This is a genomic window from Aeromonas sp. S5(2024), assembly GCF_041403025.1.
GTDB lineage: Bacteria > Pseudomonadota > Gammaproteobacteria > Enterobacterales > Aeromonadaceae > Aeromonas > Aeromonas hydrophila.
Window position 1 is genome coordinate 443,185 of record NZ_JBGLRI010000001.1, and the last position, 23,334, is coordinate 466,518.

At 60.5% G+C, this 23,334-nt stretch carries 20 protein-coding genes; 11 read left to right on the top strand and 9 right to left on the bottom strand.

The features are described 5' to 3' along the window. Positions 1 to 86 precede the first annotated feature (86 nt). Both ACB032_RS02060 and ACB032_RS02065 read right to left on the bottom strand, forming a co-directional pair. Positions 87 to 788, bottom strand: a complete 702-nt coding sequence (locus ACB032_RS02060) for an ABC transporter permease (protein WP_041217940.1) — start codon at positions 786 to 788, stop codon at positions 87 to 89. 67 nt (positions 789 to 855) lie between these two features. After that, the gene (locus ACB032_RS02065) at positions 856 to 1,698 is read right to left on the bottom strand and encodes a substrate-binding domain-containing protein (protein ID WP_371137230.1); all 843 of its coding nucleotides are present in this window, start codon (positions 1,696 to 1,698) and stop codon (positions 856 to 858) included. Between the two features lie 248 nt (positions 1,699 to 1,946). Here ACB032_RS02065 and ACB032_RS02070 point away from each other — a divergent pair, with 248 nt between their 5' ends. Both ACB032_RS02070 and ACB032_RS02075 read left to right on the top strand, forming a co-directional pair. After that, the gene (locus ACB032_RS02070) at positions 1,947 to 3,302 is read left to right on the top strand and encodes a sigma-54 dependent transcriptional regulator (RefSeq protein WP_113994745.1); all 1,356 of its coding nucleotides are present in this window, start codon (positions 1,947 to 1,949) and stop codon (positions 3,300 to 3,302) included. A 31-nt stretch (positions 3,303 to 3,333) separates the two neighbouring features. Next, a complete protein-coding gene (locus ACB032_RS02075; RefSeq protein WP_371137231.1) occupies positions 3,334 to 5,427 on the top strand; it encodes a cache domain-containing protein in 2,094 nt (697 codons plus the stop codon). A 159-nt stretch (positions 5,428 to 5,586) separates the two neighbouring features. Here ACB032_RS02075 and ACB032_RS02080 read toward each other — a convergent pair whose 3' ends face one another. From ACB032_RS02080 to ACB032_RS02105, 6 genes are all read right to left on the bottom strand, one after another. Beyond that, positions 5,587 to 6,453 carry a helix-turn-helix transcriptional regulator gene (locus ACB032_RS02080; RefSeq protein ID WP_286042316.1) on the bottom strand — a complete coding sequence of 289 codons (867 nt, stop codon included), beginning with the start codon at positions 6,451 to 6,453 and terminating at the stop codon, positions 5,587 to 5,589. Positions 6,454 to 6,542: 89 nt separating this feature from the next. Further along, the gene (locus ACB032_RS02085) at positions 6,543 to 7,400 is read right to left on the bottom strand and encodes a formate dehydrogenase accessory sulfurtransferase FdhD (RefSeq protein WP_371137232.1); all 858 of its coding nucleotides are present in this window, start codon (positions 7,398 to 7,400) and stop codon (positions 6,543 to 6,545) included. 432 nt (positions 7,401 to 7,832) lie between these two features. Then, the gene (locus tag ACB032_RS02090) at positions 7,833 to 8,141 is read right to left on the bottom strand and encodes a hypothetical protein (protein WP_371137233.1); all 309 of its coding nucleotides are present in this window, start codon (positions 8,139 to 8,141) and stop codon (positions 7,833 to 7,835) included. 38 nt (positions 8,142 to 8,179) lie between these two features. Next, positions 8,180 to 9,049, bottom strand: coding sequence for a hypothetical protein (locus tag ACB032_RS02095; protein WP_371137234.1), 870 nt, complete (start codon positions 9,047 to 9,049; stop codon positions 8,180 to 8,182). A gap of 156 nt (positions 9,050 to 9,205) precedes the next feature. Further along, positions 9,206 to 10,003, bottom strand: a complete 798-nt coding sequence (locus ACB032_RS02100) for a hypothetical protein (RefSeq protein WP_371137235.1) — start codon at positions 10,001 to 10,003, stop codon at positions 9,206 to 9,208. 695 nt (positions 10,004 to 10,698) lie between these two features. Beyond that, positions 10,699 to 11,079, bottom strand: a complete 381-nt coding sequence (locus tag ACB032_RS02105; protein ID WP_371137236.1) for a hypothetical protein — start codon at positions 11,077 to 11,079, stop codon at positions 10,699 to 10,701. A gap of 620 nt (positions 11,080 to 11,699) precedes the next feature. On the opposite strand from ACB032_RS02105, the gene ACB032_RS02110 reads away from it, so the two are divergent. From ACB032_RS02110 to ACB032_RS02145, 8 genes are all read left to right on the top strand, one after another. Continuing rightward, entirely contained in the window at positions 11,700 to 12,278 is a 579-nt protein-coding gene (locus ACB032_RS02110) for a DUF3305 domain-containing protein (RefSeq protein ID WP_219279840.1), read from the top strand. After that, complete coding sequence (locus ACB032_RS02115; protein WP_371137237.1) at positions 12,271 to 12,873, top strand: DUF3306 domain-containing protein; 603 nt, start codon at positions 12,271 to 12,273, stop codon at positions 12,871 to 12,873. Before ACB032_RS02110 ends, ACB032_RS02115 begins: the two co-directional genes overlap by 8 nt. A gap of 104 nt (positions 12,874 to 12,977) precedes the next feature. Further along, positions 12,978 to 14,714: a 4Fe-4S dicluster domain-containing protein gene (locus ACB032_RS02120; RefSeq protein WP_371137238.1), complete on the top strand. Its 1,737-nt coding sequence runs from the start codon at positions 12,978 to 12,980 to the stop codon at positions 14,712 to 14,714. 10 nt (positions 14,715 to 14,724) lie between these two features. Continuing rightward, positions 14,725 to 15,345, top strand: coding sequence for a molecular chaperone (locus ACB032_RS02125; RefSeq protein ID WP_017409114.1), 621 nt, complete (start codon positions 14,725 to 14,727; stop codon positions 15,343 to 15,345). 69 nt (positions 15,346 to 15,414) lie between these two features. Further along, positions 15,415 to 15,618: a transcriptional initiation protein Tat gene (locus ACB032_RS02130; protein ID WP_021229865.1), complete on the top strand. Its 204-nt coding sequence runs from the start codon at positions 15,415 to 15,417 to the stop codon at positions 15,616 to 15,618. 23 nt (positions 15,619 to 15,641) lie between these two features. Continuing rightward, positions 15,642 to 18,530 carry a formate dehydrogenase subunit alpha gene (locus ACB032_RS02135; protein WP_371137239.1) on the top strand — a complete coding sequence of 963 codons (2,889 nt, stop codon included), beginning with the start codon at positions 15,642 to 15,644 and terminating at the stop codon, positions 18,528 to 18,530. Between the two features lie 4 nt (positions 18,531 to 18,534). Further along, positions 18,535 to 19,158 carry a formate dehydrogenase FDH3 subunit beta gene (gene fdh3B, locus ACB032_RS02140; RefSeq protein ID WP_011706855.1) on the top strand — a complete coding sequence of 208 codons (624 nt, stop codon included), beginning with the start codon at positions 18,535 to 18,537 and terminating at the stop codon, positions 19,156 to 19,158. Beyond that, entirely contained in the window at positions 19,155 to 20,126 is a 972-nt protein-coding gene (locus ACB032_RS02145) for a formate dehydrogenase subunit gamma (protein ID WP_371137240.1), read from the top strand. The genes fdh3B and ACB032_RS02145 overlap by 4 nt, the downstream gene beginning before the upstream one ends. A 65-nt stretch (positions 20,127 to 20,191) precedes the next feature. Here ACB032_RS02145 and ACB032_RS02150 read toward each other — a convergent pair whose 3' ends face one another. Next, positions 20,192 to 21,322, bottom strand: coding sequence for a hybrid sensor histidine kinase/response regulator (locus ACB032_RS02150; protein ID WP_042065699.1), 1,131 nt, complete (start codon positions 21,320 to 21,322; stop codon positions 20,192 to 20,194). Positions 21,323 to 21,562: 240 nt separating this feature from the next. Between ACB032_RS02150 and ACB032_RS02155 the strand changes: the two genes are divergently transcribed. Then, positions 21,563 to 23,278 (top strand): NAD-dependent malic enzyme, encoded by a 1,716-nt coding sequence (locus ACB032_RS02155; protein WP_371137241.1) that lies wholly within the window; start codon positions 21,563 to 21,565, stop codon positions 23,276 to 23,278. The last annotated feature ends 56 nt before the right edge of the window (positions 23,279 to 23,334 follow it).

Below are 23,334 nucleotides of genomic sequence, written 5' to 3' on the forward strand. Positions count from 1 at the left end.
CATGGTCGGTTCTTCACATAATCGTGACCGCGACAGCGGTGGGGTCAGCAGCATTTGGTTATGGATAATAGTGCGCTGCGCCATGGTCAGTTCTTCAGATAGCTGTGACCACGGCACGCGGTCAGCAACAGGTTGAGCAGCAGGGCCAGGGCCAGCAGCACTATGCCGAGCGCCACCCCCTGGGTGAAGGCCCCTTTCTGGGTCTCCAGCGCGATGGCGGTGGGGATGTTGCGGGTGAAGTGCAAAATGTTGCCCCCCACCATCATGGAGCAGCCCACCTCGGTGACGATGCGGCTGAAGGCGCCGATCACCGCCGCCAACAGGCCGAAGCGGCACTCGCGCATCAGCCCGATCAGCGCCCTGGGCCAGGAGAGCCCCAGGGTGCGGGCGGTCTCCCAGGCGCGCCGGTCGCTCTGCACGAACGCGGCGTGGGCCATGGTGGCGATCACCGGAAAGGCGATCAGCATCTGCCCCACCACCATGGCCTGCTGGGTGAACAGCATCTTCCAGTCGCCGAAGGGGCCGGCCCGCGACAGCAGCATGTAGAGCAAGAGGCCAATCACCACGGTCGGTACCGACTGCAGGGTATTGATGCAGGAGAGCCAGAGCCAGCGCGCCGGGATCGGCAGATAGGCCAGCGCGAAGCCGAGTAGCAGGGCCGGCAGCAGCACCAGCCCGAGCGCGAGGCCCGACACCGAAAAGGAGACCCCCACCACCTGCCACAGTTCGGCGTCACCGCTGAACAGCAGCGCCAGGGCCGCCAGTGTGGTCTCGATCAGAGTCGGCACTGGGCGCCTCCGTCACTCAAGGTAGCGAGGGGCGCCAGGGGCAGGTTGGGCAGGGGCGGTCGTGGCATCACTGCGGCTTGGCGTCGGCCACGAACAGCGCCTGGCCGGCCACCTTGAAGTTACCGATAAGCTGCTGACCATGCTGGGAGACCAGCCAGTTCTTCAGGGTGCGGGCCCCTTCGGTGTTGAGATCCGGGTAGCGCTTGGGGTTGACCAGGATCACCTGATAGGGGTTGAACAACCGCTTGTCCCCCTCCAGCAGCACGGCGAGATCCAGCTTGCTCTGGTAGGCGAGCCAGGTGCCGCGGTCGGTCAGGGTGTAGGCACCCAGCTCCGAAGCCATGGTCAGGGTCGGCCCCATGCCCTGGCCGATGGACTTGTAGCCGGCGAACTCGGGCTTGACGTCGGCCGCCTGCCACAGGGTCTTCTCCTTGATGTGGGTGCCGGACTCGTCCCCGCGGGAGATAAAGGTCTGCCCCTTTTCTTTGATGGCCTCCAGCGCCTTGGCCGCGTCGTGCAGCTTAGCCAGACCCGCCGGGTCTTTGGCCGGGCCGACGATGACGAAGTCGTTGTACATCAGGTGCTCAGGCTCGATGCCAAAGCCCGCGTCGACAAACTTCTTTTCGGCAGAGGGGGCGTGGGTCATCACCAGATCCGCATCGCCATTCTCGCCCATCTTCAGGCTCTGGCCGGTACCGGCCGCCATCACCTGCACCGGATAGCCGGTCTCCTTGGTGAACTGGGGCAGCAGCCAGCCCAGCAGGCCGGACTGTTCGGTGCTGGTGGTGGTGGCGAGGCGGATGGGCGCCTTGGTCTCGGCATGGCTGGCGGCGCTCCAGAGCGGCAGGCTCAGCAGCAGGGCGGAGGAGAGGGCAAGGGCGAGGCGTTTGCGCACTGTGGCTGTGATCATGATGTCAGGGTACCCGGTGATGGAGAGAGGGCAGGACTAAGCAAGCAGGGTGCCAAGCTGGTCGTATGCCTTGTTCGGCTGGGTTTTTAATGTGAAAACAGTCGGTTAAGCGCACTAATTGCGTGATGGCACCGTCGCTTTTAATAAACGGAGTTGGCACTTGGGGCCGGTTAGCGACAAAATGTCCCACAGTTTATAAGGTCGGTGGGACAATCCCGGAACCTTGTCGAATCTGAGGTACTTTTTTCATGACTGCCCCCGCCAGCCGCTGGTCCGCCCTCTCCTTGCTCATCGTCGACGACGAACCCGGCATGCGCAGCTTCCTCGCCAAGGCGCTGGCCCGCCGCTTCGCCCAGATAGAGACGGCCGCCAGCGTGGAGGAGGCCGAAGCCCTGCGCTGCCGCCTGCATTTTGATCTCATCATCGCCGACATCCGCCTGCCGGGGCGCTCCGGCATCGAGTGGCACGAGGCCATCGATCCCGCCACCCGGCGCAGCGACATCATCTTCATGACCGGTTTCGGCGACATGGAGACCGCCCTCAAGGCGCTGCGGCTCGGCGCCAGCGACTTCATTCTCAAACCCTTCAACCTGGATCAGATGGTGCAGGCGGTGGACCGGGTCATCGAGCGCCGCCAGATGGAGCGGGAAAACCTGCTGCTGCGCCGGGAGGTGAGCAAGCTGTTCCCGCCCACCCTGATCGGCGACAGCGCCAAGACCCGCGAGCTCAAGACACTGATCGCCCGGGTCGCCCCCTCCAACGCCGCCGTGCTGGTGGAGGGGGAGTCCGGCACCGGCAAGGAGCTGGTGGCCCGCGCCCTGCACCAGCTCTCCGGCCGGATGGGGGCCTTCGTGCCGCTCAACTGCGCCTCCATCGCCCCCGAGCTGCTTGAAAGCGAGCTGTTCGGCCACGTGCAGGGGGCCTTTACCGGCGCCCGCAAGGGGCGCGACGGCCTGTTCCGGGTCGCCCACCAGGGCACCCTCTTTCTGGACGAGATCGGCGAGATGCCGCTTGCCATGCAGGCCTCCCTGCTGCGGGCGCTGGAGCAGAAAGCCATCCGCCCGGTGGGGGCCGAGCGCGAGCTTTCTGTAGACGTGCGCATCGTCGCCGCCACCAACCGCAACCTCAAAACCGAGGTGGAGGCGGGCCGTTTTCGTGAAGACCTCTTCTATCGCCTCAACGTGGTGGCGCTGCCGGTGGCCCCCTTGCGCGAGCGCATCGACGACATCCCCGCCCTGGTGCACCACTTCACCCGCCAGCTCACTGCCGAGATGGGCATGGGCGCCCTGCACTGGACCCACGAGGACGTGGTGGCCATGCAGGCCTACCCCTGGCCTGGCAACGTGCGCGAGCTGCGCAACCTCATTGAGCGCTGCCTGCTGCTGGGCAAGCCGCCCGCCGAGTACTGGCAGAGCGCCAAGCCGGCCGAGTCGGCACGGGGGGAGGAGGGCTATCCGCTGGAGTGGGCGCTGGCCGAGGTGGAGAAGGCCCACATCCTGCAGGTGGTGGCGAGCCATGATGGCAACAAGTCGGCCGCCTCCCGGGTACTCGGGGTGGCGCGCAAGACCCTGGAGCGCAAGTTCAAGGAGTGGGCCATCGAATGAGCCAGCTCGTCCGTTGTAGCCGGAGCGAGTCATGAGGCTGGCGCAGATCCCGGGGTTGCTCAGAACCAAGGTGCGCTGGCGTCTGCTGCTGCTCACCTCGGTGCCCATCATGCTGACCCTGGCCGGCATGATCGGGCTCACCCTCTACTGGACCCTCACCTACAGCTGGCAGAACCTGCTCACCACGGTGCGCAGCGACCTGGGCGTCGCCCACCACGCGGTGAGCGTGCAGCAGCAGCGCCAGGCCGAGCACCTCGAACACCTGCGCGATGCCTGGGCCTTCCAGCTGCAACTGCGCGAATCCCCCGCTCGCTTGCGCCAATGGGTGATGCCGCTGGCCGCCAACTACGGCCTCGATTTTTTGCGCCTGCGCAGCGGCAGCGAGCTGGATCTGTTGCCAGCGCAGGATCGTGCGGCCCTCGCCGCCGGGCGCAGCGTCAGCCACTTCGTGGTCTGGTCGCGGGAGCAACTGCTGGCGCTCTCGCCGGCGCTGGCCAGCCGCGCCGTGCTGGAGCGGGAATATGATCCGTTGGCGGGGCAGGAGACCCGTGGCCTGGTCAGCCTCTCGCTGACCCCGGTGATGGGGCGGGACGGCAGCCTCTGGGGCGTGCTGGAGGGGGGCGAGCTCATCAACGGCAGCACCCGGCTGGTGGACGAGCTCAAGGGCCAGGTGTTCGCCAAGAACACCCTGCCGGCCGGCAGCATCGGCACCGTCACCCTGTTTCTCGGCGATCTGCGGGTGAGCACTAACGTGCCCGCCAGCAGCAGTCGTCAGCTGGGGCGGGCGGTGGGCACCCGGGTGTCGGCGCCGGTGCGCGAGCAGGTGCTGGGGCGCGGTGAGCCCTGGATTGATCGCGCCTTCGTCCACGATGCCTGGTATGTGTCGGGCTACGAGCCGCTCTTGGGCGCGAATGGCGAGCGCATCGGCATGCTCTACGTCGGTTTTCTCGAGTGGCCCATCATCCGCACCTACCTCACCAACCTGCTGGAGCTGGGCTCCGGCGTGGTGGTGTTGCTGTTGCTCTCCGGCCTGCTGGTCTATCGCGGCGCGCGGGACTTGTTCACCCCCATCGAGCGGATGCACAAGGTGGTGCGCCAGGTGCAGGCGGGTCAGCCGGCCCGCATCGGCGTGCTGGCCCTCGACCCCGATCACGAGCTGGCCCAGCTCGGTCGCCAGTTTGACGCCATGCTGGATCAGCAGGCGGCGCACCAGCAGCAGCTGGCCCGCAGTGCCGACGAGCTGGAGCAGAAGGTGGCCGAGCGCACCCAGAGCCTTGAGCAGAAGACCGCCGAGCTCGAGCACCACATCCACATGCTGACCCAGGCCCGCCAGCAGCTGCTGATCAGCGAGAAGCTGGCGGCCCTCGGCGAGCTCTGCGCCGGGGTAGCTCACGAGATCAACAATCCGCTGGCGGTGATCCTCGGCAACGTGGAGTTGATGAAACTGGAGCTGGGGGAGGCGGCCGCGCCGGTCAGCGAGGAGCTGGCGCTGGTGCTGGCACAGATCGAGCGCATTCGCGCCATCACCCGCAGCCTGCTCCAATACTCCCGTCCCGGCGACTACGAGACGGCGCCGGTGTGGCAGCACCTCACCCCCATCATCGAGGAGAGCCTGACCCTGGTGCGCTCCGCCCTGCGCCAGCAGCAGGTGAACCTGGTGGCCGATCTCAGGGCCCAGCAGCCCATCGAGGCGGATCGCCAGCAGTTGCTGCAGGTGCTGATCAACCTCTTGGTGAACGCCAGCCATGCGTTGGGGGAGCAGGGGGAGATCCGGGTCGAGAGCCGCGACTGGCTGGATGACGCCGGGGCCCTGCAGGGGGCCGAGGTGCGGGTCATCGACAACGGCAGCGGCATCGAGGCGGCCATCATCGACAAGATCTTCGACCCCTTCTTCACTACCCGCGCCACCGGCACCGGGCTGGGGCTGGCCCTGAGCCACCGCATCATCAGCCGCTGGGGCGGGGAGCTGTTGGTAGACTCCACCCCGGGGCAGGGCAGCTGCTTTACCATCCGCCTGCGCAGCCACGCCCGGCTGGCCAGCGGCGGCGAGCGCGCCCGGCTGGAGGGGTGGCGCATCGCCCTCAACGCCGAGGGGCGTGAGGCCGGTGGCGACCACCCGTCTTAACCACGCCAGTCACAAAAAAGCCCGCCGAACTTGAAGGGCGCGTATTGCCCTCAATGAGGAGGGGCGTGAGGCCGGTGACGACAAGCTGTCTTAACCACTTCAGTCACAAAAAAGCCCGTCAATATTGGCGGGCTTTTTTACGGGCGAGTGAGGGGATACTTACTGCGGGCTCCACACCAGCTTGCCGCTCTGGGTCAGGTCATAGCCGCCGAGGCGGGCCGCCAGCTCGCGCCCCTCGGGGGATTGCAGCCAGCTGATCAGCTGCTGCAGCAGGGTGCGAAAGAAGACCCCCTGCGGCATCACCAGATCGAAGCACTCCTGGGAGAGCGGCATGAAATCGAGGCCGAACTCGGTGGCGGTGCTCTGGGCGCCGGGCCCCACGTCGGCATCGCCGCGGCTGATGGCGGCGGCCAGCTCCCGCTCGCTGTTGACCTCGATAGTGCGCTCCAGCCGGGTCAGCGACTCCCCCTGGGTTTGCAGCCACTCCTGCAGGGCGCGCTGGCTGCCGGCCCCCTCCTGGCGCATGGCCCAGCGCCAGTCGAGCGCCTGTCTCGCCTCTTTGGGTTGCAAGCCCCGGCGCAGCACCAGCCCCTGCACCCGCCTGAATCCATGTACGATCACCCATTGCCGGTGGCCCTGATACTGCTGCACCAGCGCCGGGTGGCGCAGGTGGGCCTCTTCGGCCTGCCCCCAGTGGATGGCGCACAGATCCACATGGCCGCGCGCCAGCATCGCCAGCCCCTGACGAGTGCCGCACGGGGTGTAGCCCACCAGTGCCTGGGTGCCGAGCTGCTGGGCTAGCCGGCTGCTGGCGTAGTGGAGCAGCACATCGTCCGAGCCCGCCAGCAGCAGCCGGTCGTTCATCACCCCCTCGTGGCAGCTGCCGAGCAGCCAGCGATCGAGCAGGGAGCGCGGAAACAGCCACTTGCCGGTCGCCTTGGTGGCGGGGATGCGCGCCTCGTTGGCGAGCTGGTAGACCTTCTTCTCGTTGAGATCGAGGTATTCCGCCACCTGCTTCACGTTCATAAACTCGTTCATGGCTTGCGTTTGGCCCTCTGGCTGGTCTGATCGAGATACAGAGCGATCTGCTGGGTACTCATCAACTCGTTCATGATTTAATCCCGCATCCCGCGACCGGCCGAACCGGGCGCCAGCACCGGCGGCTTCTCGTCCAGCACGATATGGTCGTGGCCGCTGAATACCTCGAAGTGGCGCCCCTTGGCGCGGGCGATCATGGTGATGCCGAGCTGACGGGCGAGATCCAGCCCCATCTGGGTGACGCCGGAGCGCGACAGCAGCACCGGAATGCCCATCTGCGCCACCTTGATCACCATCTCCGAGGTGAGCCGCCCGGTGGTGTAGAAGATCTTGTCGGCGCCGCTCTCGCCGCGCATCCAGAGCTCGCCCGCCAGGGTATCCACCGCATTGTGGCGCCCCACATCCTCGACAAAGGAGAGGATCTGGGCGCCGCGACAGATGGCACAGCCATGCACGGCACCGGCCATCTTGTAGGTTTCGTTATGGGCCGACAGCGCCTTGAGCAGGGCGTAGAGGGTGCTCTGTTTAAGCTCAGGCGCCGCCAAGACCACCCCTTCGAGCTTCTTCATCACGCTGCCATACATGGTGCCCTGACCGCAGCCGGAGGTGACCGTCTTCTTCTCCAAGGATTTGTCGAGATCGGCGGCCTGCTGGCTGCTCACTACGGCGGCGGCCTCGCTCTCCCAGTCGACGATCACCGATTCGATGGCCGCAATATCTCCGATAAAGCCCTGATTTTTCAGATAACCCAGTACCAGCGCCTCGGGGCGGGCCCCCAGCGTCATCAGGGTTACTATCTCCTTCCAGTTGAGGTAGACCGTCAGTGGTCGCTCACAGGCGATTTGGCGGGTTTGCAGCGTGCCCTGCTCATCCATGACCTCGACGGCCATGGTGAGCTGGGCTGCTGCATTGCTTTTGATAAAGGTCGGTGTCATGGGCCCCTCGCGACCGGTTGCCGGGATCTAAGGGAAGAGGTACAGCAAGTTTTGTTCCAGATTATTTTGAACGAGGTAGAAAAAAGAAGGGTTAACACCATTCTCATAATGAAAATGTTCTTGTGATGCTGAGGTGAAACTACCTACAAATATACTATAGCTATGACTATCATTCTTTGGCCTAAAATAATTCTTTTCAACTATAAAATTATATGTGTCATTATTGGGTTGATATGCCGTGATCAAACCAGTTAACTTATATTCGGATATCCATCCGTCATTTCTAACCTAATTTTTGCATTTTAAAAGGTGATGAAATTCACAAAGTTGAGATTGATTTGTTAAATTTGGTTATGTCGTGACCTCGTTCGTGTATTGGTTTTCAGTTGGATAAAAATTCAATTTTTCTCACAGGAGGCACAAACATGGTTCTCAACATTTCAGCCATTTTTGCCACCACCAAATCGAAATCATCAAGTCGCCATTTGCTACGAACGTGTAGCTATCATCGGCGAAAATAAATTCCCAAACAGGTGTGGAAAGTCGGATCCACGCTTCGGCCAATTCAAGAGTAGAAAAAACGCCACCACTAAATTGAGCACCAGCGGAATGAAACACCCAAATAGCACTTTCTTTCACGATGCGACCATTGTAACGCCCAATTAAGGTGTGAAGCACGCTACCACGACACTCAATTTGAACACTGTAAACACTGAACTTAACCCAGACCAAAAATGCCAAGCGTGCTGAATCACTCTTAAATTGTTTGTTATGCGCACTTACCCCAACAAACTTCGTTCTAAGCTTTCTTTCGTTGGCACCGAGTTCTGCTCAAACATCTTCTCTACTGCTTTGTAGAGAAGCTCATATGTTTGTAGCAAAGTATCCTGCTTTACTGAATTGTCACCGTGTGCTGCCTTTGAACGTTCGTTATACAGCTTTGCGACCTTTTTATATAACTGATAGGCTTTATCACCACCATCAGGCTCAAGGTAAGACGCAATCATTACAGAAACTCGAAAGCGTAACTCTGCTTTGTCTTTTGTAAAAATAGCTTCTAAGGCACCCCACAACAATACAAGACTCATTGGAAGTGATTGTTGAAAATGAACTTCATCCAAAGAGCTTACCGCTAATTTAAGCTCATAATGTTTATAGATAAGATCCATGCACCTTTCTAAGTTTTCTGCTATCCAACCAAACGTATTTTGAGAAAGTTCATCATTTGCGCCTTTAAGGACTAATACCCGATTGGTCTCCCACAAAGAAACTTCTGGTTCGCTATCATTGAACTCGGCTTTTGACGCAAATGAAACCGATGAGATTAGAAAACAATGTAGTTGTGGTGATAACCCCAAACGTAAAAGACTAACAATAGTCTTTACATAGTCATCTGCTTCAGCGCCCTCTGGCTTTTGAGTGAGATCGACTTCAAGCTCCCAATGGACAATTTTGTCACCTGAACCTCTTACCGTTTTCCAAGGAGATGGAGCAAGTTTCTCTCTAGTGGGCGACTCAAGTGCAACCATATGAGGAGACATAAAATGAGCGTATGCACGTCGAGCAATGACACCTTTAGGTAAAACTAGCTCATCAAAACTGACTTTAACACCCGACATACCTAGGTAAACTTTATTATTATCAAACATCTTCATCACCATTTTTCGCCTGTGCGCATAACGCCCAATTAAGGGGTGAACAACGCCTCCACCCAGAGCTAAAGCATTGTGCCATAAACACTAAAACTGAAGTAGAAGCAAAAGTGCCAAGCGTTGTGAACCCCTCTTAAATTGCTTGTTAGAATTTTACCAACCAGCAAAACCTTCTTTCTTACGGTCACCGTAAAGTGACTCGTATTCAAGACCATAACGCAAAGAAGTTAAAGCGTGATGTACCGCGTAACTGTTAGATAAGTCTTCGTCCAAATTATGTAACTTAACGCTATACAACATAATGTTGTCAGAAGGGGAAACCGCCATTGATTCAATTCCAAATACAGCATTTATGTCATACTCATGCTCACCTGAAGCAAGGACTGAATCTATTGCTGTATGTAAAGGAGTGTTACCTACCACTTTTTTGTCACGGGTAAACATAGAGAAGGACTTAATAAATGCAGGACCAACACCTTTATTAACCAAAAATGCTTCGAATAACCCAGTATTAATACTGTGGTTCGTCTGAAGAATAATATATGGTTTAACACTTAGTTTTTGGCGCTCTATGGCTAACGCCTCCGCATCCCTTTCTGCGTTCGCTTTCTCCTGATTGAGTTCCTCAATCTTTTTGGCTTCAATACTTCGTTGTTTTGATTCTCTAACAGAGTAACGCAACGCAACCACAGCGACTAAGAGTGAAATAGCGGTTGATATAACCATAGCCCAATCAGCAACATTTGGGTTTGCGATAGACTTTAACTGTTCTTGTTGGTTTTTAACTTCAACAGTCAATGAGTTCAATGCATCTGTTACTGAATGTAGATCAATTTCATTAGATACAACTACACTTGGGTCACTGGGCAGCACTGTAATGTTTATTTTATCAGTAAAATCCTCAAGTGAATCATCGATCACTGGTTTTTTGAGTTCTGTATTATTTCCCATTCTCATACTTCATAAATTAATGGCTGAGCCAAAGTAAAATTCTAACGCCCTGTTAAGGTGTGAGCAACGCAATACCGATGCCGCCGCATACCACCTTAAACACTAAATGCAACGCATAGTAAAAATGCCACGCGTTGCGAATCACTCTTAAACAGTTTGTTATGCAACTTGGACTGTTTTGATTATGTTCAAAGCAACTGATAGAATAATTATCGCTAAGTGGAACCATACGTAAAGTACGGGTCTACGCTCATTATCTTTGTCACTATTTGGTTTGCACTCGTTTACAAAAAACTCATGTAACTTTTGATCGTGTTCTTTGAGTATTTTCCTAGCTCGACTTTGATGAAATTTAATCCATTGCCTTGATTTTATAACACTAAAAATACCGAACACATTGATTATTATGATTACTACTGCCAACCATATATTTAATATGGTCGTCAACTCGAGAGGTGAAGACAAGTAAAAGCCAAAGATCGCCACCGACAAAACCGCTATCATGTTGCTAAAGGTTAATCGTTGACGTTCATGCTCTGCTATTCGCTCATATTGAAGTTTATAAACATCTACCCAAAAATTACTCATCTATTTTTCCTGCTGCTGTTGTTGGCATAACGATTAAGCTAACGGGCGTCCAAAAGCGCAGCTTTTGGACGTCCAGCGAACGAAGTGAGCGATAGTTGAGCTCATTGTTAGCCTTTGCCGAGAATGTATTGGCATTGGTCAATAATTACATCAAGCTTTATGACCCAAGGGCGTAGTTCTGCTCTTTTCCATTCGCGGGGGTCTGCCCAGCCTAAAGCCTTTAGTCGGGCTGAAATATAAAGCTGATAGTCATATTCGCTGATAGCCATTGATGCATGGCTCCATTTGCGCGCTAGCTCTCTTTCTTGGTCGCGAGATGGCTCGGTTCCCTGCTCTAGATCGTACAAATAGGCCTTTGTTGCGATTACGGCATCCATTACCAGCTGTAGAGCCTCTCGCTTGTTTCTGAGTTCTTCAGCTGTCTCATTCTTCTTTTCTTTCCAGAATCTAGCGGCGTCAATAATGGCAGACAATGCTTCGATAACCATGTTCGGATCTCTAAGAGGCTAACAATTTATTATGTGGAATGTTTCCGCATAGAAACATATCGCTGTTCCGCATATCCTGACAACTTTTTTGTATCACATATAATGATATTTTCAATTTTTTCAATGTATTACATCAACGTTTTTCGCATTAACCGTAGGATAAATGGGCGCGCTTCCCCTATATCTAACCTAGGGCGCCACTAGCATCTACGCTGTATGCAAATACAGTTAACCCAAGAGATTTCGTATGTTGGGCTAAATCGTAGGTTGGTGCTGAACGAAGTGAAGCCCAACGTTTACCGCGAAATATTTCAAAAGCAATAATCGGATAATCCGGTGTTATTCGGTTATTGCCATCCCTCTTGATTAGCTATAGCTGATTGGTTTTACGCCGCATGTTGGGCTTCGCTGCGCTCTGCACCAACCTACGCCCGCGCCAACTCATATCCCGCACGACACGCCAACCCGTATCAAAGCCCTCATCAGCCATCAATCCGGCCTTGGCCCCACTCTTGCTAAGTCTTATCCCATTGATGGCCGTGGCCGCCATGAATCTCCTGCCGTGATCCGCCCCGACTGGGGCTAAGCAAGGGGGAGGGCGGCCCGGCAGAGACCTTCTGATGGGAGCCGCGACAGTGCAAGACACAACCAATACGTTCTCCCCGCAGCGCTGGCTGCAACTGGAGTTAAAGGCCATCGACAGCCAGGTTGGCCGCTGGCAGAGCCGCCGTTTCGAGATTGCGGCGCTCCATCCCGCCGAACCGGAGGCTGCCGGTGCCTTGCCCCTTACTCTGTTTCGCGACGAGCGGGGGGATTATCGCTTCAATCTGAGCTCCGGCTCGCCCCGCCTCTTTGTCACCGGAAGCCGCGTGGACAGTGGCTTTGTGGCCGATGGCCTCACCCTGAGCCAGACCGTGGCCGCTGCCTATATGGATGGCGAGCGGCAGGTGCTCTCCTGTCCGCTGCCCGAAGCGTTGCAAGCCTGGGTGGAGGCCTTTATCGGTCGTCACGGCGAGCTGCTGGAGGCCCGTCGCAAGGGCAAGAAGGGCAAGGGACGGGCGCAGGATCAGTTGGGAGTCGATAGCCAGGATCAAGGCAGCTGCGGCGCCGTCAAGGCCACCGGCCCCGATGGCCGCGAGCGTGGCAGCGACGCCGGAACCTGTGCCGTAAACAAGGCCGGAAACAGCGCCCATGAGTGAGTTCCTCAAGCGCTGGTCGTCTCGCAAGAGCGAGGCGCGCAAGCATCAGGCATTGCAGCCACGGCAAGAGGCCACCCCCGAGGCGCTTGCGACTCCTATCGAAGGCAGTGGCGAAGCTGAAATTCCAGATACTGCGCTGGATAGCCCCGTAGTCAGCACTGACAAGGGGAGTAGGGAACCCCTTGCCGTTGAGGGGGCAGAGAGTGGCGAGCCGCTGCTAACAACGGCCCAGCCGGGCAAGGCCAAACTCCCCGACAGGGAGGCGCTGCGCGCCATGTTTCGCAGCCACAAGCCGGATGGGCTCGACGACTACACCCAGGATTTCAGCCAGCCCGAATTGCTGCCCGCGGCCCTGAGCGCCGGGCTGCGCAATTGGCTGGTGGAGCAGGCGACGGCGCCCGATGGTGAAGACCCTCACTCAACCGCTGCCGCCCCCGACCCGGCGACGGTGGCCGCCACGGCCATAACCAGCGAGCCGCAAGGGTTGGCTGATAACCATTCTCAAATCCATACCGACGATCGGGACATTTTGGTTGACCATGATGGACAAAATGTCCCAACTAAGGGTGAGGGAATGGAGCATTTGGGATCCTGACTCCCTGCCAGTCACTTTTTTCCTGGGGGAGTTGGCTCGTCTCTTGCTCTCCCAGCTGACCAACAAGCACGCCATCCCATGAGGTGGCGCGCACAGGAGTGCATGTGAGCATCGAACAACCCATAACAACATCCGTCACAACTCTGACTGTCGATGGCGTGGCTGCGCGCAACGAACGTGCCCGCGCCCATGCCCTGCAGCATACGGTCAAGACCGACAACCTGATCCCGGCCACCGTCTCCTACCAGAGTCAGGGGCGCTTGCTGCTGGTCGGCCCGGAAGACCGCATTCGCCGCGCCGCCAGCCTGCTGCCCCAAGGCGTGATGCCGACCCTGCTGGTGACCGAGTCGGTTTATGACGCCGATGCGGTGGATCTCGAGGCCATCTTCGAGGCTACCGCCGCCCTGGATGCCCTGACCCTGCGCGAGCCGAGCCTGACAGGGTATCTCGGCCAGTTCCAGCTCACCGGCCTTAACGGTCAGGGTGAGCGTATTTCTCTGGCTGCGCTCTGCTTTCCACAACAAGCGACTGCTGTCAGTGAACAGCTACGCGAACCGCGCTTCGATCTGGTGGCCGATCTGGGCCGCGTCCCGCTGTTTGCGCTGGAGCGCCCGCCAGTCGGCTATTTGTCTCTCTTTGATGATGCTGGCTTGGCCGAACGGCTAGCCGAGATCTGTGCGCTGACCGGTATCTTCGACAAGCCGCGCTATTTTCGCCTGGACCCCGAGGCCTGCGCCTTTACCGCCCGTGGCGTGCCCGGTTGCAGCCGCTGCCTCGATGTCTGCCCGACCGATGCCCTCAAGCCCATCAATGGTCGCATCCAGATCGATCCCCATCTCTGTCAGGGCTTTGGTAGCTGTGCCACGGCCTGTCCGACCGGGGCGATTGCCTATCACCAGCCCGATGCCAATACCAGCGGCGACTATCTGCTGCGTCTGCTCAAGCACTACCGGGAGGCGGGGGGCGACGCGCCGCAACTGCTGATCGCCGGTGAAAGCGAGCGGGAATGGGTGGAAACGGAACTCACCCGTTTGCCAGCCAACTGGCTGCCGGTTTGGGTGGAGGAGAGCGCGAGTTTGGGTATCGAGAGCTGGTTCGCCGCCCTTGCCTATGGCGCCAGCGCGGTGCGCATTGCGCTCGGTGACGATGCCCCTGAAAGCGTGCGGACACTGGTTGAGCGGGAGCTGGCGAGCGTCGCCGTGCTGCTGGCGGGCGCGGGTCTCTCTGCCGATCGCATCGCTCTGTTTGACGCAGATGCTGGTGAGCCTGTTTCCGGCCAGCCAGCCCTTGCCCTGCTGGAGAAGCCGCTGAAAGGGGACAAACGGGAGAACCTGTTTGCCGCCTTCGATGCGCTCTGGCATGCCAACGAAGGGAGCCGCGAGCCGTTGGTTGTGCCCCACGGCGCCCCTTACGGCAGCGTGGAACTCAAAGACGCTGACTGCACCCTCTGCATGGGCTGCGTAGCGGTCTGCCCGAGCCGCGCCCTACATGCGGTGGGCCATGTCCCCGGTCTCAACTTTATCGAGCAAGACTGCATCCAGTGCGGCATGTGTGAAAAGGCGTGCCCCGAGCAGGCCATCGTGCTGGTGCCCCGCCTGCAACCCGTGCCCGAGGCGCGCCGCGCCGTCCAGAGCCTCAAAGCCGAAGAGGCGGCCTGCTGCATTCGCTGCGCCAAGCCGTTCGCGCCGGCCTCCCTTATCCGCCGTATCCAGCACAAACTGGCCGGTCACTCCCACTTCCAGAACGAGGCCGCCCAGCGGCTGCTGATGTGCGAGGACTGCCGGGTTAAGGATGTGTTTGCGGCGCTGGCGGCGGATCCCGTCTCCCAGCTCAAGGTGTGAGGGGACTCTGATGACTGAACAACGCAATGACTACCCGGAGGCGCCGGCAATGACCGACCTGGATCGCAATAGCGCCGACATGTACGCCCTGCTGGCGAGCCTTTGGCGCGCCGCTCCCCGTGGCGAGCAGCTCGCCTGGCTGCAAGGGTTGCAGGCCATGCCCGGCCCCTTTGCCAGAGGGCTGGGGCTGGTGCAGCTGGCGGCCAGCAGCCACCACGAAAACGAGCTTGCCGAGGAGTATCAGGATCTCTTTATCGGGCTGGGGCGCGGGGAGATTGTGCCATTTGCCTCCTGGTATCTCACCGGCTCCCTGATGGAGCTGCCACTGGCGGTACTGCGCGCCGATCTGCAGTCGCTGGGTTTCGAGCGCCAGAGCGGAGTGTGCGAGCCGGAAGATCACCTGGCTGCCCTCTGTGAGGTGATGGCGGTACTGATTGCCGAGCAGCACCCGGATCGCAACCGCTTCTATGAACGCCACCTTGCCCCCTGGGTACTGGCCTGCTGCCGCGATCAGCAACAGGCGAAAGGGGGCAGCTTCTACCGGGCGGTCGGGGCGCTTGCCGAAGACTTTTTCAAACTGGAACAGGAACTGCGCCTGCCCTTTGGCAGCCCGGTGGTGACGCAGCCATGACGCTGCGCCACCCACTCATAGCAAAACCGGCTCACCGCAGCCGACCATAACAACAGAGGTCACAGAAAGATGAGCGATGAAAAGCTGAAAGACCCGTCCCGCCGCAATCTGATCAAGGGGGTGGGCGTGGTTGCCACCATAGGCGTGCTGGCCGGTGCCACCGGCCGGGTGGTGGGCAAGGAGGTGCTGACCCACGACACCGAGCCCGACAAGGGCTATCGGGAGACCCCCCATGTTCACGACTTTTATCGCACCCTGCGCGGCACCGACTGAGCCGGCTCAGTGAAGGAGAACTCATGAAACTGACGAAACGTGCCGAGCAGCCCCAGGCGGGCGAGCAGGGCAGCTTGCAAAGCAATGGGGCCGCTCGCGGTCAGGGGCTGACCCGTCGCGCCTTTATGGTCAACTCAAGTCTGGTGGCCGGCGGCGCCGTGGCAGCCGGCTGGCTAGCGCCGGCCATGATGCAGCGGGCCGAGGCCAAAACCGTGGCGGCCGACGTGCCGGTCGAGGTGAAGCGCACCATCTGCTCCCACTGCTCGGTGGGCTGCGGCGTTTACGCCGAGGTGCAGAACGGCGTCTGGACCGGTCAGGAGCCGGCCTTCGATCACCCCTTCAACTTGGGCGGTCACTGCGCCAAGGGGGCGGCCCTGCGCGAGCACGGTCACGGCGAGCGTCGCCTCAAGTACCCGATGAAGCTGGTGGGCGGCAAGTGGCAGCGCCTGAGCTGGGAGCAGGCCATCGAAGAGGTGGGCAACGAGGTGCTGCGCCTTCGCAAGGAGTCCGGCCCCGACAGCGTCTACTGGCTCGGCTCCGCCAAGCACTCCAACGAGCAGGCCTACCTGTTTCGCAAGATGGCGTCCCTGTGGGGCACCAACAACGTGGATCACCAGGCGCGCATCTGCCACTCCACCACGGTCGCTGGAGTCGCCAACACCTGGGGCTACGGCGCCATGACCAACAGCCTGAACGACATGCACAACAGCAAGTCGATCATGTTTATCGGCTCCAACCCGGCGGAGGCCCACCCGGTCGCCATGCAGCACATCCTGCTGGCCAAAGAGCGCAACGGCTGCAAGATCCTGGTGGTCGACCCGCGCCGCACCCGTACTGCCGCCAAGGCGGACATGTACCTCTCCCTGCGTCCGGGCACTGACGTCGCCTTTATCTGGGGCATGCTCTGGCACATCTTCAAAAACGGCTGGGAAGACAAGGAGTTCATCCGCACTCGCGTCTACGGCATGGACGAGGTGCAAAAAGAGGTAGCGTGCTGGACCCCGGCGGAAGTGGAGCGGGTGACCGGCCTCAACGAACAGCAGGTTCATGGCGCTGCCAAGCTGCTGGCCGACAACCGCCCCGGCTGCGTGGTCTGGTGCATGGGTGGCACCCAGCACACCACCGGCAACAACAATACCCGCGCTTACTGCATCCTCGAACTGGCCCTCGGCAACGTGGGCAAGAGCGGGGCAGGCACCAACATCTTCCGTGGTCACGACAACGTGCAGGGCGCCACCGACTTTGGCGTCACCTCCGACTCCCTGCCCGGCTACTACGGGTTGGAAGAGGGCTCCTGGAAGCACTGGGCCCGGGTGTGGGACGTTGATTACGAGTGGATCAAGGCGCGTTTTGACAACAAGGCCTACAACGGCAAGCTGCCGATGAACAACAACGGCATTCCGGTCTCCCGCTGGGTTGATGGTGTGCTGGAGAACGCCGATCTCATCGAGCAGGGCTCCAACATCCGCGCCATGTTCTACTGGGGTCATGCGGTCAACTCCCAGACCCGCGGCCCCGAGATGAAGAAGGCGATGCAAAAGCTCGACATGATGGTGATCGTCGACCCGTACCCCACGGTCGCCGCCGTCATGAACGATCGTACCGACGGCGTCTACCTGCTGCCGGCCACCACCCAGTTCGAGACCTATGGTTCCGTCACCGCCACCAACCGCTCCATGCAGTGGCGCGACAAGGTGGTTGAGCCGCTGTTCGAATCCAAGGTGGACCACGAGATCATGTATCTCTTGAGCAAGAAGCTTGGCTTTGCCGATGAGCTGTTCAAGCACATCAAGGTGGAGAACAACGAGCCGCTCTTGGAAGACATCACCCGCGAGTACAACCGCGGCATGTGGAGCGTGGGCTACACCGGCCAGAGCCCGGAGCGGCTCAAGGCGCACCAGCAGAACTGGCACACCTTCCACAAGACCAACCTCAAGGCCGAGGGTGGCCCGGTCAGCGGCGAAGTGTACGGTCTGCCCTGGCCCTGCTGGGGCACCCCGGAGATGAAACACCCCGGCAGTCACATCCTCTACGACACCAGCATTCCGGTGTCGGAAGGGGGCGGCGGCTTCCGCGCCCGTTTCGGCATCGAGTATCAGGGCGTCTCGCTGCTGGCCGAAGACTCCTGGCCCAAGGGGAGCGAGGTGGAAGACGGCTATCCCGAGATCACCGCCGATCTGCTGAAGCAGCTTGGCTGGTGGGATGAGCTGACCGAGGCCGAGAAGAAAGAGGCCGAGGGCAAGAACTGGAAGACCGACCTCTCCGGCGGCATCCAGCGGGTGGCCATCAAGCACGGCTTCGTGCCCTACGGCAACGCCAAGGCGCGCTGCGTGGTGTGGACCTTCCCGGATCAGGTGCCCAAGCACCGCGAGCCGCTCTACACCCCGCGCCGGGATCTGCTGGCCGACTATGCCACCTGGCCCGATGCCAAGAGCCTGTGGCGCCTGCCGACCCAGTACGCATCGGTGCAGGAGAAGGATGTCAGCAAGGAGTTCCCGATCATCCTCACCTCCGGCCGTCTGGTGGAGTACGAGGGGGGCGGCGACGAGACCCGTTCCAACCCCTGGCTGGCTGAATTGCAGCAGGAGATGTTCGTCGAGATGAACCCGGCGGATGCCAATGACGTCGGCGTGCGTGACGGTCAGGATGTGTGGGTCGAGGGGCCGGAAGGGGGCCGGGTCAAAGTGAAAGCGCTGGTGACCCCGCGGGTCAAACCTGGGCTCGCCTTTATGCCGTTCCACTTCGGCGGCCACTTCGAGGGCCAGGATCTGCGATCCAAATATCCGGAAGGGTCAGACCCTTATGTGCTGGGGGAGTCGGTCAACATAGTCACCACCTATGGTTATGACCCGGTCACCCAGATGCAGGAGACCAAGGTCACCCTGTGCCGTTTTCGCAAAGTAGGAGCCTGATCCCATGGCCAGAATGAAATTCATGTGTGACACCAAGCGCTGCATCGAGTGCAACGGCTGTGTGACGGCGTGCAAGAACGAGAACGATGATGCCCTCGAGTGGGGCATCCAGCGCCGCCGGGTGGTGACCCTCAACGACGGCCTGCCGGGGGAGACCTCCATCTCGGTCGCCTGCATGCACTGCACCGACGCCCCCTGCATGGCGGTCTGCCCGGCCGACTGCTTCTATCACACCGACGACGGCATCGTGCTGCACAACAAGGATCTCTGCATCGGTTGCGGCTACTGCCTGTTTGCCTGTCCGTTCGGGGCGCCCCAGTTCCCGAAGACCGCCGCCTTCGGCGATCGCGGCAAGATGGACAAGTGCACCTTCTGCGCCGGTGGTCCGGAGGAAGATCACAGCGAAGCGGAGCGCCAGAAGTACGGAGCCAACCGCATCGCCGAGGGCAAGCTGCCCATGTGTGCCGAGCTCTGCTCCACCAAGGCGCTGCTGGCGGGGGATGCGCAGGTCATCTCCGACATCTTCCGCGAGCGGGTCGCCTATCGCGGCGCCAAGGAAGCGGGCTGGGGCAGCGGTGAAGAGCTGTTTTACGACGCCAGCAAGGCGGGCAAGGGAGGGGCGGCATGAAAACCTGGCTAATGGCCCTGTTTGCCGCCCTGCTGCTGGTGAGTACCGCCAGCTTCGCCGACGCCGAGAAAGAGGCAGTCGGCTTTGCCGGCGCCGACTACTGGCGGGCGGTGAAGGACGGGCAGGAGGGGGTGACCACCTCCCGCTCGCCGGAGCACGGGGTGCTCATCTCGGTGCCGGGCCAGCTCTGGTTCGAGGTGAAGACCAAGTGGGTGTCGCCGCTCGGTGCCATCGCCATCTTCGGCTCCTTGGCCATGTGCGGCCTGATGTACTGGGCGGTGGGGCCGACCAAGCTCTCGAAACCGCGCACCGGGCGCAAGCTCAAGCGCTGGAGCCGACTGGATCGGGCGCTGCACTGGACCACGGCGGGTATGTTTCTGACCCTGTCCGGGTCGGGGCTGGCCATCATCTACGGCAAGCACTTCATCAAGCCGGTGGTGAGCATCGGGGTGTGGGAGAACTGGATCTGGTTCGCCAAGGTGTTCCACAACTACGTGGGGCCGCTCTTCTTCCTCTGCCTGATGGGAGTGCTCATCAAGTGGTTTCGCCACAACATCGTCAACATGGTGGACGTGCGCTGGTTCATGAAGGCGGGCGGCATGCTGGGGCCCCACAAGGGGAGTCACCCCTCGGCGGGTTTCTCCAACGGCGGCGAGAAGGCCATTTTCTGGCTGCTGATCTGGTTTGGCGGCATCGTGGTGGCGACTGGGCTGTTTCTGGACTTCCCCATCTTCGGCCAGCTGCGCCGCCAGATGGAGTGGGCCAGTTTCATCCACATCGTCGGCGCCTTGATCCTCATCTGCGGCTTCATCTTCCATATCTACATGGGTCTGTTCCAGCTGGAAGGGGCGCTGGAGGGGATGATCAGCGGCGAGGTGGACGAAACCTGGGCCAAGGAGCACCACGACCTCTGGTATGAAGAGGTGAAGCACCAGCTCGACCAGCCTGATACGGGCAAGTCAGGCTGAGGCTGATCGCGACATCAGGATGAAAGAGAAGGGGCGCTGCGGCGCCCCTTTGTTGTGTCTGCCCCTCAGAGCGGCGGCTGCAGCGGCAGCCGGATGCGGTAGCAGAGCCCCTCGCCGGGCGGGCTGGTGACGGCGAGCTGACCGTGCAGATTGTTCTCCACCAGATTGTGGATGCGACAGGCGCTCAGCCCGCAGTGGCGGGCGTCACCGCGCAGGGTGGTGAAGAAGGGCTCGAACAGGTGGGCCAGCTGTTCGGCCGCCATGCCGGGGCCGTTGTCACGGTAGATCAGCAGCAGCTCGCTGCCGGCGCGTTCCACCTGCAGGGTGAGGCGGTGCTCCCCCGGCCCCTTGAAGGCGTGCTCCATGCTGTTCTTGATGAGCTCCTGCACCAGGTCGAGAAAAAGCGACTCGGGGGCGGTCAGGGTGACCTCCTCGCCGCCCAGGTCGGCGTTGACTCTGGCGATGAGAAACTCGGGGGTGAAGGCCTGCAGCAGCTTGCGCAGGCTCTTCTGTACGGCGAAGGGGGTGGCGGGCAGCTCGGTCTGATCCCGGGTCAGCTCCTTGAAGCGGGTCACCAGCAGGGCGACCCGGCGCAGGCTGGACTCCACCAGTTCGGTGCCCTCCTTGATGTCAGTGAGCTGCTGCTGGAGCAGGCGCTGCCCCAGCATGCCGTTTTGCACCGCGCTGGCCAGCAGATCGCCGGCGCCGTGAATGAGGCTGGAGGCGGTGATGCCGATGCCGATGGGGGTGTTGATCTCGTGGGCGATGCCGGCGGTGAGCTGAAACAGGCTCTGGTAGAGCTGCACCTTGGCCTGCTGGCGCCCCAGCTCCTTGAGGCGCAGCTGGTTCTGCACCCGGGCCAGCACCTCGAGCTGGTGGAACGGCTTGGAAACATAGTCGCAGCCGCCGGCCTGAAAGGCCTGCTCGAGTGCCCCGATCCCGCTGTTGGTGCTGATGAAGAGCACCGGCAGGCACCACTGGCCCGGCAGCTGCTTGATGCGGCGGCACGCCTCGTAGCCGTCCATCACCGGCATGTTGATGTCCATCAGCACCAGATCGGGGGGGAACTCGGTGGCGGCATCCACCGCCTGCAGGCCGTCGGTGGCCTCCCGCACCCGGTAACCCGCCTCTTCCAGCAGACTGCGCAAGATGTAGCGGTTGGATGCCATGTCATCGACGATCAGGATTTCACTCATCAGTTTGCTCTCTCCTGCCCCCGGGAACCTCTCCCTGCCGGTGGCCTGCTGTTGAGCATAGTTGGCCGCTCTCTGCGGCGCGTGGCCGGTATGAGACCATCATCCACCTCGGCGCGGATTTTGGCCGCAGGGTATGCCCAAGCTCACAAAACTAAACAGGCAAACGTCATATGATTGATTTCATTATGAGTCTTGCTCTCCTGCCGAACGGCAATTTCACGTAAATCAAAGAGAATGACTATGGCTACCGGACAATATCTGCTGTGGAAAGATGCACAGGGACAAGATTTTCGCCCCGTTGCACTGACTGGCACCGATCTGCTCAACGATCGCAATCTCAACAAGGGCACCGCCTTTACCGAACAGGAGCGCGCCGACTTCGAGCTCGACGGCCTGTTGCCTCCCCAGGTGCAAACCTTCGAAGCCCAGCTGGATCGGGTCTATCAGGGCTTTCTGAGCGCCTGCAGCGACATCGAGAAGTATCAGAACCTGCGGGCATTGCAGGATCGCAACGAGACCCTGTTCTACGCCCTGCTGGCGCGCCATGTGGAGGAGATGACCCCCATCATCTACACCCCGACGGTGGGCAAGGCGTGTCAGGAGTTCAGCCACCGCTACCAGAAGGCGCGCGGCCTCTACATCACCCCGAAGAACGTCGATGACATGGGCTCCCTGGCCCGTCAGCTGGATGCCAAATCGGTGCGTATCATCGTCGTGACCGACAGCCAGGGGATCCTGGGGATCGGTGACCAGGGGGTGGGCGGCATGGGCATTCCCATCGGCAAGCTCTCCCTCTATACCCTGGCCGCCGGTATTCACCCCGCCTGCTGTCTGCCCATCGCGCTGGATGTGGGCACCGACAATCAGGCGCTGCTGGATGATCCCATGTACCTGGGTCAGCCTCACAAGCGCATTCGCGGCAAGGAGTACGACGACTTCATCGACAAGTTCGTGGCCGGGGTCAAGCGCCACTTCCCGAACGCCGTGCTGCAGTGGGAGGACTTCAGCAAGTCCAACGCCTTCAACAACCTCTCCCGCTATCAGCAGTCGCTGCCGTCCTTCAACGACGACATCCAGGGTACCGGGGCCGTGGTGCTGGCGGGCATCATAGGGGCGGTCAAGGTCAAGGGCGAGACTTTGGGCCAGCAGAACTACCTGGTCTATGGCGCCGGTGCCGGCGGGGTCGGGGTGGCGGATCAGATCTGTGCGGGCATGATCCGCGAAGGGCTGGATCCACAGGTGGCCCGCGATCGCATCTACATCCTGGATACCCAGGGGCTGGTGTGTGACAACCGCGAGGGGCTCGACGAGTACAAACGCCGCTACGCCAAGCCGGGCCTGCTGCTGGCCGGCTGGGACACCGAGGTGCCCGGCAAGGCCAACCTGACCGACGTGCTGCGCCACGTGCCGATCACCGTGCTGCTCGGCACCAGCGGCTCGGGCGGCGCCTTCAAGGAGGAGCACGTGCAGCTGATGCAAAAACACTGCGCACGCCCCATGGTGTTCCCGCTCTCCAACCCGACAGCCAACTGCGAGGCGCTGCCGGACGACATCTATCGCTGGAGCAAGGGCAAGGCCATCGTCGCCACCGGCAGTCCGTTCAAGGATGTGCACTACGAGGGTCAGGAGTTCCGGGTCGGCCAGGGCAACAACGTCTTCATCTTCCCGGGGGTGGGTCTGGCGGCCATCGTCAGCCAGATCCGCGAGATCACGCCGGACATCTTCACCACCGCCGCCTTTGCGCTGGCGGAGTGCGTGAGCGAGGTGGACCTGGCCAAGGGGGCCGTCTATCCGCGCATTCGCGAGCTGCGCAACATCTCGGTGCACGTGGCGACCGCAGTGCTCAAAGACATAGTGCGGCGGGATCCTTCCCACCCGCTGATCGGTCAGGATCTGCAGCAGCATATCCTCAACCACATGTGGGAGCCGGTCTATCTGCCCTATCGCCGGGTATGATGGCCGCAAGCTTGCAGTTGCAATAGAAGGAGGGTGGCCATGGCCACCCTCCTTTT

Bases quoted from the DNA above. Each gene is read 5' to 3' on its own strand.
- ACB032_RS02065 (WP_371137230.1), bottom strand. From the start codon at position 1,698: ATGATCACAGCCACAGTGCGCAAACGCCTCGCCCTTGCCCTCTCCTCC.
- ACB032_RS02070 (WP_113994745.1), top strand. From the start codon at position 1,947: ATGACTGCCCCCGCCAGCCGCTGGTCCGCCCTCTCCTTGCTCATCGTC.
- ACB032_RS02075 (WP_371137231.1), top strand. From the start codon at position 3,334: ATGAGGCTGGCGCAGATCCCGGGGTTGCTCAGAACCAAGGTGCGCTGG.
- ACB032_RS02080 (WP_286042316.1), bottom strand. From the start codon at position 6,453: ATGAACGTGAAGCAGGTGGCGGAATACCTCGATCTCAACGAGAAGAAG.
- ACB032_RS02085 (WP_371137232.1), bottom strand. From the start codon at position 7,400: ATGACACCGACCTTTATCAAAAGCAATGCAGCAGCCCAGCTCACCATG.
- ACB032_RS02095 (WP_371137234.1), bottom strand. From the start codon at position 9,049: ATGTTTGATAATAATAAAGTTTACCTAGGTATGTCGGGTGTTAAAGTC.
- ACB032_RS02100 (WP_371137235.1), bottom strand. From the start codon at position 10,003: ATGGGAAATAATACAGAACTCAAAAAACCAGTGATCGATGATTCACTT.
- ACB032_RS02105 (WP_371137236.1), bottom strand. From the start codon at position 11,079: ATGGTTATCGAAGCATTGTCTGCCATTATTGACGCCGCTAGATTCTGG.
- ACB032_RS02110 (WP_219279840.1), top strand. From the start codon at position 11,700: ATGGGAGCCGCGACAGTGCAAGACACAACCAATACGTTCTCCCCGCAG.
- ACB032_RS02115 (WP_371137237.1), top strand. From the start codon at position 12,271: ATGAGTGAGTTCCTCAAGCGCTGGTCGTCTCGCAAGAGCGAGGCGCGC.
- ACB032_RS02125 (WP_017409114.1), top strand. From the start codon at position 14,725: ATGACTGAACAACGCAATGACTACCCGGAGGCGCCGGCAATGACCGAC.
- ACB032_RS02130 (WP_021229865.1), top strand. From the start codon at position 15,415: ATGAGCGATGAAAAGCTGAAAGACCCGTCCCGCCGCAATCTGATCAAG.
- ACB032_RS02135 (WP_371137239.1), top strand. From the start codon at position 15,642: ATGAAACTGACGAAACGTGCCGAGCAGCCCCAGGCGGGCGAGCAGGGC.
- fdh3B (WP_011706855.1), top strand. From the start codon at position 18,535: ATGGCCAGAATGAAATTCATGTGTGACACCAAGCGCTGCATCGAGTGC.
- ACB032_RS02145 (WP_371137240.1), top strand. From the start codon at position 19,155: ATGAAAACCTGGCTAATGGCCCTGTTTGCCGCCCTGCTGCTGGTGAGT.
- ACB032_RS02150 (WP_042065699.1), bottom strand. From the start codon at position 21,322: ATGAGTGAAATCCTGATCGTCGATGACATGGCATCCAACCGCTACATC.
- ACB032_RS02155 (WP_371137241.1), top strand. From the start codon at position 21,563: ATGGCTACCGGACAATATCTGCTGTGGAAAGATGCACAGGGACAAGAT.